This window comes from Streptomyces sp. LS1784 (assembly GCF_020103755.1).
In the GTDB taxonomy this organism is placed as follows: Bacteria; Actinomycetota; Actinomycetes; order Streptomycetales; family Streptomycetaceae; genus Kitasatospora.
Window position 1 is genome coordinate 1 of sequence record NZ_JAHSQD010000499.1, and the last position, 6,144, is coordinate 6,144.

Genomic DNA, 6,144 nt, shown 5'->3' on the forward strand with positions numbered 1-6,144 from the left:
GAGCCCGCCGACCCGCACCGGCCGCACCACGGCCCGGACGTCCCCGAGCCGCATCCGGGCCGCCGCCGCGACCCGGTCGGCGGCGGCCACTGCGCGCAGCTCGGCTGACACCACCAGCAGCGCCAGGTCGGACTGCTCCAGCGCCTGCCCGGCAGCCGCATCGAGGTGACGGGGCACGTCGACCACCACCAGGCCGCCGCGCCGCCTGGAGGCGGCCAGCACGCTGCGCATGGCCTCCGGCGGCACCGTCAGGGTGTCGCCGCGGTCCCAGGACAGGCAGGACAGCGCGGAGAGCCGTTTGAGCGCCGGCAGCGCCCGGGCCAGCTCGGCCCCGCTGACCCGCCCTCGGGAGCCGGCCAGATCGGGCCAGCGCAACCCGCTGACCCGCTCACCGCCGAGCAGGATGTCGATGCCCCCGCCCAGCGGATCGCCGTCCAGGAGCATCGTCCGCCGGCCCGCCCGCGCGGCCGTGACCGCCAGCGCACAGGCCAGCGTCGAGGCCCCGGCCCCGCCGGACCCGCCGAGCACCGCCACGGTGACCGCCGGGCAGCCGACGCCCTCGGCCGCATCGGCGATCCGGTCGAGCAACCAGGCCTCGGCGTCGGGCAGGAACAGCACGTGTTCGGCCCCGAGTTGGACGGCTCTGACCCACACCCCGGGATCGTCCAGGTCCAGCCCGAGCAGCAGCACCCCTCCGCGCCGGCCCAGCCCGGAGCAGCGGGCGGCCTGGTCGTCCCCGACCAGGACCAGGGAGGCCCCCTCCCAGAGGTCCCGCGTCGGCGGCGCACCGCCCCGGACCAGCCTCGGCTCGGTGCCCGCCGCCGCGCAGATCCGCAGCAGGTGCTCGGCAAGGCCCTCGTCCTCGGTGACGACGAGCGGCCCGGCGACCGCGGGGCCATCGGCGGTGATGTGGTCGGCGATCGGCGTCGACATGGTTTCTCCCCTCCGCGCCGCCGGCCACCGGGGGTGGCCGGCGGCGCACGTCGGACGGTTGTGGCGGGCGGCCGCCCGACAGACCCCTCCGAGGGAGGAAAGGGATGAGGCCCTGCCCGGCGACCGCCGCCGGTCATCACGGTGGGGGGAGATCCGGATTCCGTCATCCGGGTTCCGATTGCCTGTGGATAACTCGTGGGCTGTGGATGAAAACGTTCACCCGGGCGGGGGGCTAATCGGCGAAGAATTGACGAAAGGGGTCACCGAGATGAACCGAGGCCCGCCGCATCCCGTTCCGTCGTTCTCCCGACCGCCGACCGCCGACCGCCGCACTCCGGACACCGCTTCCGGACGGGCCCGCACCACCGATCGGAACCAGCCGTTCGGTCCTCGACGGACATGAGCAAATGGCAACGCAGAGTGACGAAGGCCGATCGGCGAGCCGAGCTGCCGACACCCCCTGTAAGCCGACGACGCGCCGGCGCCGAATGCGCCACGAGGGGCGTTCAAGCCCCGAAAATGGCCCCGGACGTGCGACGACCCCCGCCGGGGGGGAGAGCGGGGGTCGTCTATCCACAGCCCGGCTCGGGGGGGAGGAGCCGGACCGGGTTAGCACGGTCGCGAACGATCCGTGACTTCCATGGTGTACCCGAGCGGCCAGAAACACAAACCCGCACGCCCGCGAGTACGCCGAATGGCGGGGTGATTTGCGGCTGCCTCTATCCTCGGTTCCCGTGGACACCACCGAGAACGCCGACGACCACGCCGACGAGTCCCAGGGCGACACGACCGGGCCCGAAGAGCTCCGCCCGCCCGTTCGCCCCCGACCCGGCGGGCTGCGCACGGCGGCCTTCTTCGACCTCGACAAGACCATCATCGCCAAGTCGAGCGCGCTGGCCTTCAGCCGCCCGTTCTACCAGGGCGGCCTGATCAACCGTCGGGCCGTACTGCGCAGTGCGTACGCCCAGTTCGTCTTCCTGGTCGGCGGCGCGGACCACGACCAGATGGAGAAGATGCGCGAGTACCTCTCCGCGCTCACCCGGGGCTGGAACGTCCAGCAGGTGCGCGAGATCGTCGCGGAGACCCTGCACAACCTGATCGACCCGATCATCTACGACGAGGCGGCCTCGCTGATCGAGCAGCACCACGCGGCCGGCCGGGACGTGGTGATCGTCAGCAGCTCCGGCTCCGAGGTGGTCGAGCCGATCGGCCGGCTGCTCGGCGCGGACCACGTGATCGCCACCCGGCTCAAGGTCGAGGAGGGCTGCTACACCGGCGAGATCGAGTACTACGCCTACGCCGAGAACAAGGCCGCCGCCATCCGGGAGTTGGCCGCGACCGAGGGCTACGACCTGGCCGCGTCCTACGCCTACAGCGACTCCTCCACCGACCTGCCGCTGCTGGAGGCGGTCGGTCACCCGTCGGCCGTCAACCCCGACCGCGCGCTGCGGAAGGAGGCGCAGGCCCGGGAGTGGCCGGTGCTGGTCTTCGACAAGCCGGTGGAACTGCGGCGCCGGCTGCCCGAGTTCTCCGCTCCGAGCGGCTCGGTGCTGACCGCCGTGGCGGTCGGGACGGCCGCGGTGACCGCCGGGGTGATCTGGTACCTGGCCCACCGGCGGCGTCCCGTCGCCTGAGGCCACTGGACCGGGCAATCCTTGGACAAAACGGTCAATCGTGATGGACTTCTCGTTTCGGGTTCCCCTTTCGCCCGAAACGCGATACAAATGAAGCACGGCCCGCGAGACCCGGTCAGGACCTAAGAGGTCAAACCGACAACGCAGTTCAGGCCCCACGGACCGCACGTACAGATATCCGGGCACCCACATGCAGCCGACCCGCTGTCGGGCCGCCGGACCAGACGAACGGGCAGGATCCCCGTCTGATCGGCACTTCCGGTGCATGCATGGTCACCCGGTATCTGCACCAGCGGCGGCACCCAGCAGGATCAGGTGCCGCCGCATCTGCGTGTCCGCGCGCCCCCCTCACGGGGCGCGCGCCGCCCGGTCCGGCCGCTCAGACCATCCCGCGCTGCATCGCCTCGCAGACCGCCGTGCTCTCCCGCACGCCGAGCCGCAGCGCCCGGCCGCAGTGCGCGATCCAGGCCGCCATCCCCTCGGGGGTGCCCGCCAGGTAGCCGGCCAGGGCCCGGCGGTAGGCGGCCGTGCCCAGCTCCGCCAGGCCGACCTCGGCCGGGCAGATCGACTTCGGGTCGAGGCCCTCGGCGATCAGCACGATCCGCTGGGCGGCCCGCGCGATCACCCCGTTGTGGGTGCCGAACGGCCGCAGCGCGAGCAGTTCGCCGTGCACCACCGAGGCCACGACGAGGGCCGGCGTGCCCACGCCCTGCCCCTCCGCGCGGGCCACCAGCAGCCGGGAGAGCTGGTCGAGCCGGGCCGCGACCTCCTCCGCGCCCGGAGCGGGCGGCAGCACGGGCAGCGGCCCGCCCACGGCCTCGACCTCGACGCTCTCCACCGGCTTCAGCTCCAGCGGGAACAGCTCCTCGGCGCCCTCCCCGGCCCGCCGCGGGCGACCGGCGGCCGGATCGCCGTCGCCGACCGCGAGCAGGTGCAGCCGGGCCAGCACCTGGAGCGGCGAGTGCCGCCAGATGCTGAGCAGCTGACCGGCCTCGGCGGCGATCCGCAGGGCCGCGCCGACCGTGCGGGCCTCGGGATCCGCGCCGAAGTCGCTGCGGCGGCGGACCTCCTCCAGCGGCCAGTCGGACCCGGCCAGGGCGGCCGACGCGCGGGCGCCGCGCAGCGCGGACTCGGAGGTGACCTCGGCCGCGCGGCGGCGCATCACCCGGTGGCCGTAGAGCCGGTCGACGGCCTTGCGCACCTCGGCCACCGCGTCGGGCACCCCGGGGAGCTGGGCCAGTGGGGCGAGGGGATCAGTTCCAGTGCTCACCTACCCGAGAGTAATGAACGAGGCGCCCCTCCCGGAACAGCAACCCCGCATCACCCATTAGAGGCAATCCTCACTTCCCCCTCCCGGCGAAACCCAAACCACGGCTAGCATGGCCGCTATCGGAGACGATAACGATTTCCAACTAGGGGGCGCGTCGTGCGCGACCCCTGGACAGGCGGCCCGCAGCGAGGGCCCTGAGCGAGAGCCGGAGTCCCCAGATGAAGATCGCCTTCGTCGGCAAGGGCGGCAGCGGGAAGACCACGCTGTCCGCACTGTTCATCCGCCACCTGGCCGCCATGGGCCGACCGGTCATCGCCGTGGACGCCGACATCAACCAGCACCTGGGCCCGGCCCTGGGGCTGACGGACGCTCAGAGCGCCGAGCTGCCCTCGCTGGGCGGACACCTGCCGGAGATCAAGGAGTACCTGCGCGGCAGCAACCCGCTGATCCGCTCCTCCGACGAGATGATCAAAACCACGCCGCCCGGCCGCGGTTCGCGACTGCTGAGGATCGTCGAGGAGAACCCGGTCTACGCCTCCTGCGCCCGCCCGATCGCACTGGACGAGGGCTCGGTCCGACTGCTGGCGACCGGCGCGTTCACCGAGGAGGACCTCGGGGTGGCCTGCTACCACTCCAAGGTCGGCGCGGTGGAGCTGCTGCTCAACCATCTGCTGGACGGGCCGGGCGAGTACCTGGTGACCGACATGACCGCCGGCTCGGACTCCTTCGCCTCCGGCCTGTTCACCCGCTTCGACCTGACCTTCCTGGTCGCCGAGCCGACCCGCAAGGGCGTCTCCGTCTACCGCCAGTACCGGGACTACGCCCGCGACTTCGGCGTGCAGCTGCGGGTGGTCGGCAACAAGGTGCAGGGCCCGGACGACCTGGCCTTCCTGCGCCGCGAGGTCGGCGACGACCTGCTCACCACCTTCGGGCAGTCGGACTGGGTGCGCCGCCTGGAGCAGGGTGCCGAACCGCCGCTGAAGTCCCTGGAGCCGGCCAACCGGGCGGTGCTGGAGGAGCTGCGGATCGAGGCCGACGCGGCGTACGGGTGGCGGGACGTGCGCCGCTACACCGAGCAGGCGGCGCTCTTCCACCGCCGCAACGCAGAGAGTTGGGCCAACGCCAAGGTCGGCACCGACCTCGCGACCCAGGTGGACGAGGACTTCGTCCTGGGTGAGTTCGCCGACGACGGCGAGCGGACGGCCCCGGCGGGTGCCCACGTCTGACCTGCGCCACCGCAGCCGAACGGGCCGCGGCCTCCCCCACCCCGGGGAGGCCGCGGCCCGTTCGGCGTTCCGACCCCCGGCCGTCAGCCCCGCCTCGGCCGCTGCGACCAGCAGATTCCAGACGGTTCGACCACCACCCAATGGGGTGAATCAGGGAGTTTTCCGCTTCCCTCCCGGAACCACGCTGTGCAAAGCTTTCATTACTCTCGGTTTACCGAGTCTTGATGGTTCGCTCGGCGGCCCCCGGTGAGACGTCCCGCACCTCGCCCGGAGCCCTGGCGGGCCTGATGGTCAACGCCGGCCGGTGACACCCGCACTCCCCCGCCGCGCCCACGCCATCCCGCCACACCGTCGCGACCCACGACAGCCGATCCGCCCCGGAGCCCCACCCCGGATTCACCGCCGGACCTGACTGCGTTCGTTCCCCCGGACAGACGGGAAGACCATGACCCTCGACATCTCCAGCGCCCCCACCGCCTCCGACGCCACCGACCACGCGCCGCCGGGCCCGGGCCCCCGGGCCCGGTGGGCGCACGACCTCTCCGCGTCCCTCGTGGTCTCCCTGATCGCCGTGCCGTTCTCCCTCGGCATCGCTCTCGCCACCGGCGCCCCACTCACCGCCGGTCTGGCCGCCGCGGCCGTGGGCGGGATCGTGGTCGGGCTGTTCGGCGGTACACCTCTCCAGGTCAGCGGCCCCTCGGCGGCGCTGACGATGGTCACCGCCGGACTGATCGCCCAGTACGGCTGGCAGGCCACCTGCGCCATCACCGTCGCCGCCGGCCTGCTCCAACTCCTGCTCGGCGCACGCCGGGTGGCCCGCACCGCACTCGCCGTCTCGCCCGCGATCGTGCACGGCATGCTGGCCGGAGTCGGAATCACCATCGCCATCGCGCAGCTGCACGTCGTCCTCGGCGGCTCGCCGCAGAGCTCCGCGATCGCCGACGTCCTCGCCCTGCCGGGGCAGTTGGCCGGCCCGCACCCACCCGCGCTGCTGGCCGGCGCGGTGACCGTGGCCGTCCTGGTCGGCTGGCCCCGGCTCGGCCGACTGCCGGGCCGCGCGGGTGAGTTCGGCGCCCGGCTG

The 6,144-nt window shown here is 73.0% G+C and carries 5 protein-coding genes; 3 read left to right on the forward strand and 2 right to left on the reverse strand.

What is annotated here, in order from left to right:
• Nucleotides 1-933: septum site-determining protein Ssd (ssd, locus tag KS423_RS35880; RefSeq protein WP_224283931.1), on the reverse strand; the 933-nt coding region annotated here is incomplete at its 3' end.
• A gap of 836 nt (nt 934-1,769) precedes the next feature.
• Here ssd and KS423_RS35885 point away from each other — a divergent pair.
• Nucleotides 1,770-2,567, forward strand: a complete 798-nt coding sequence (locus KS423_RS35885; RefSeq protein WP_224283934.1) for an HAD family phosphatase — start codon at nt 1,770-1,772, stop codon at nt 2,565-2,567.
• A gap of 379 nt (nt 2,568-2,946) precedes the next feature.
• Here the strand turns inward: KS423_RS35885 and KS423_RS35890 are convergent, their stop codons facing one another.
• Complete coding sequence (locus KS423_RS35890) at nt 2,947-3,837, reverse strand: oxidoreductase (RefSeq protein ID WP_224283932.1); 891 nt, start codon at nt 3,835-3,837, stop codon at nt 2,947-2,949.
• 218 nt (nt 3,838-4,055) lie between these two features.
• Here KS423_RS35890 and KS423_RS35895 point away from each other — a divergent pair, with 218 nt between their 5' ends.
• Nucleotides 4,056-5,063 (forward strand): ATP-binding protein, encoded by a 1,008-nt coding sequence (locus tag KS423_RS35895; protein WP_224283933.1) that lies wholly within the window; start codon nt 4,056-4,058, stop codon nt 5,061-5,063.
• A 445-nt stretch (nt 5,064-5,508) separates the two neighbouring features.
• On the forward strand, nt 5,509-6,144 hold a 636-nt coding region (locus KS423_RS35900; protein ID WP_263455594.1), incomplete at its 3' end, for a SulP family inorganic anion transporter.

Excerpts from the sequence above, each read along its gene's own strand:
- KS423_RS35895 (WP_224283933.1), top strand. The coding sequence starts at position 4,056 with ATGAAGATCGCCTTCGTCGGCAAGGGCGGCAGCGGGAAGACCACGCTG.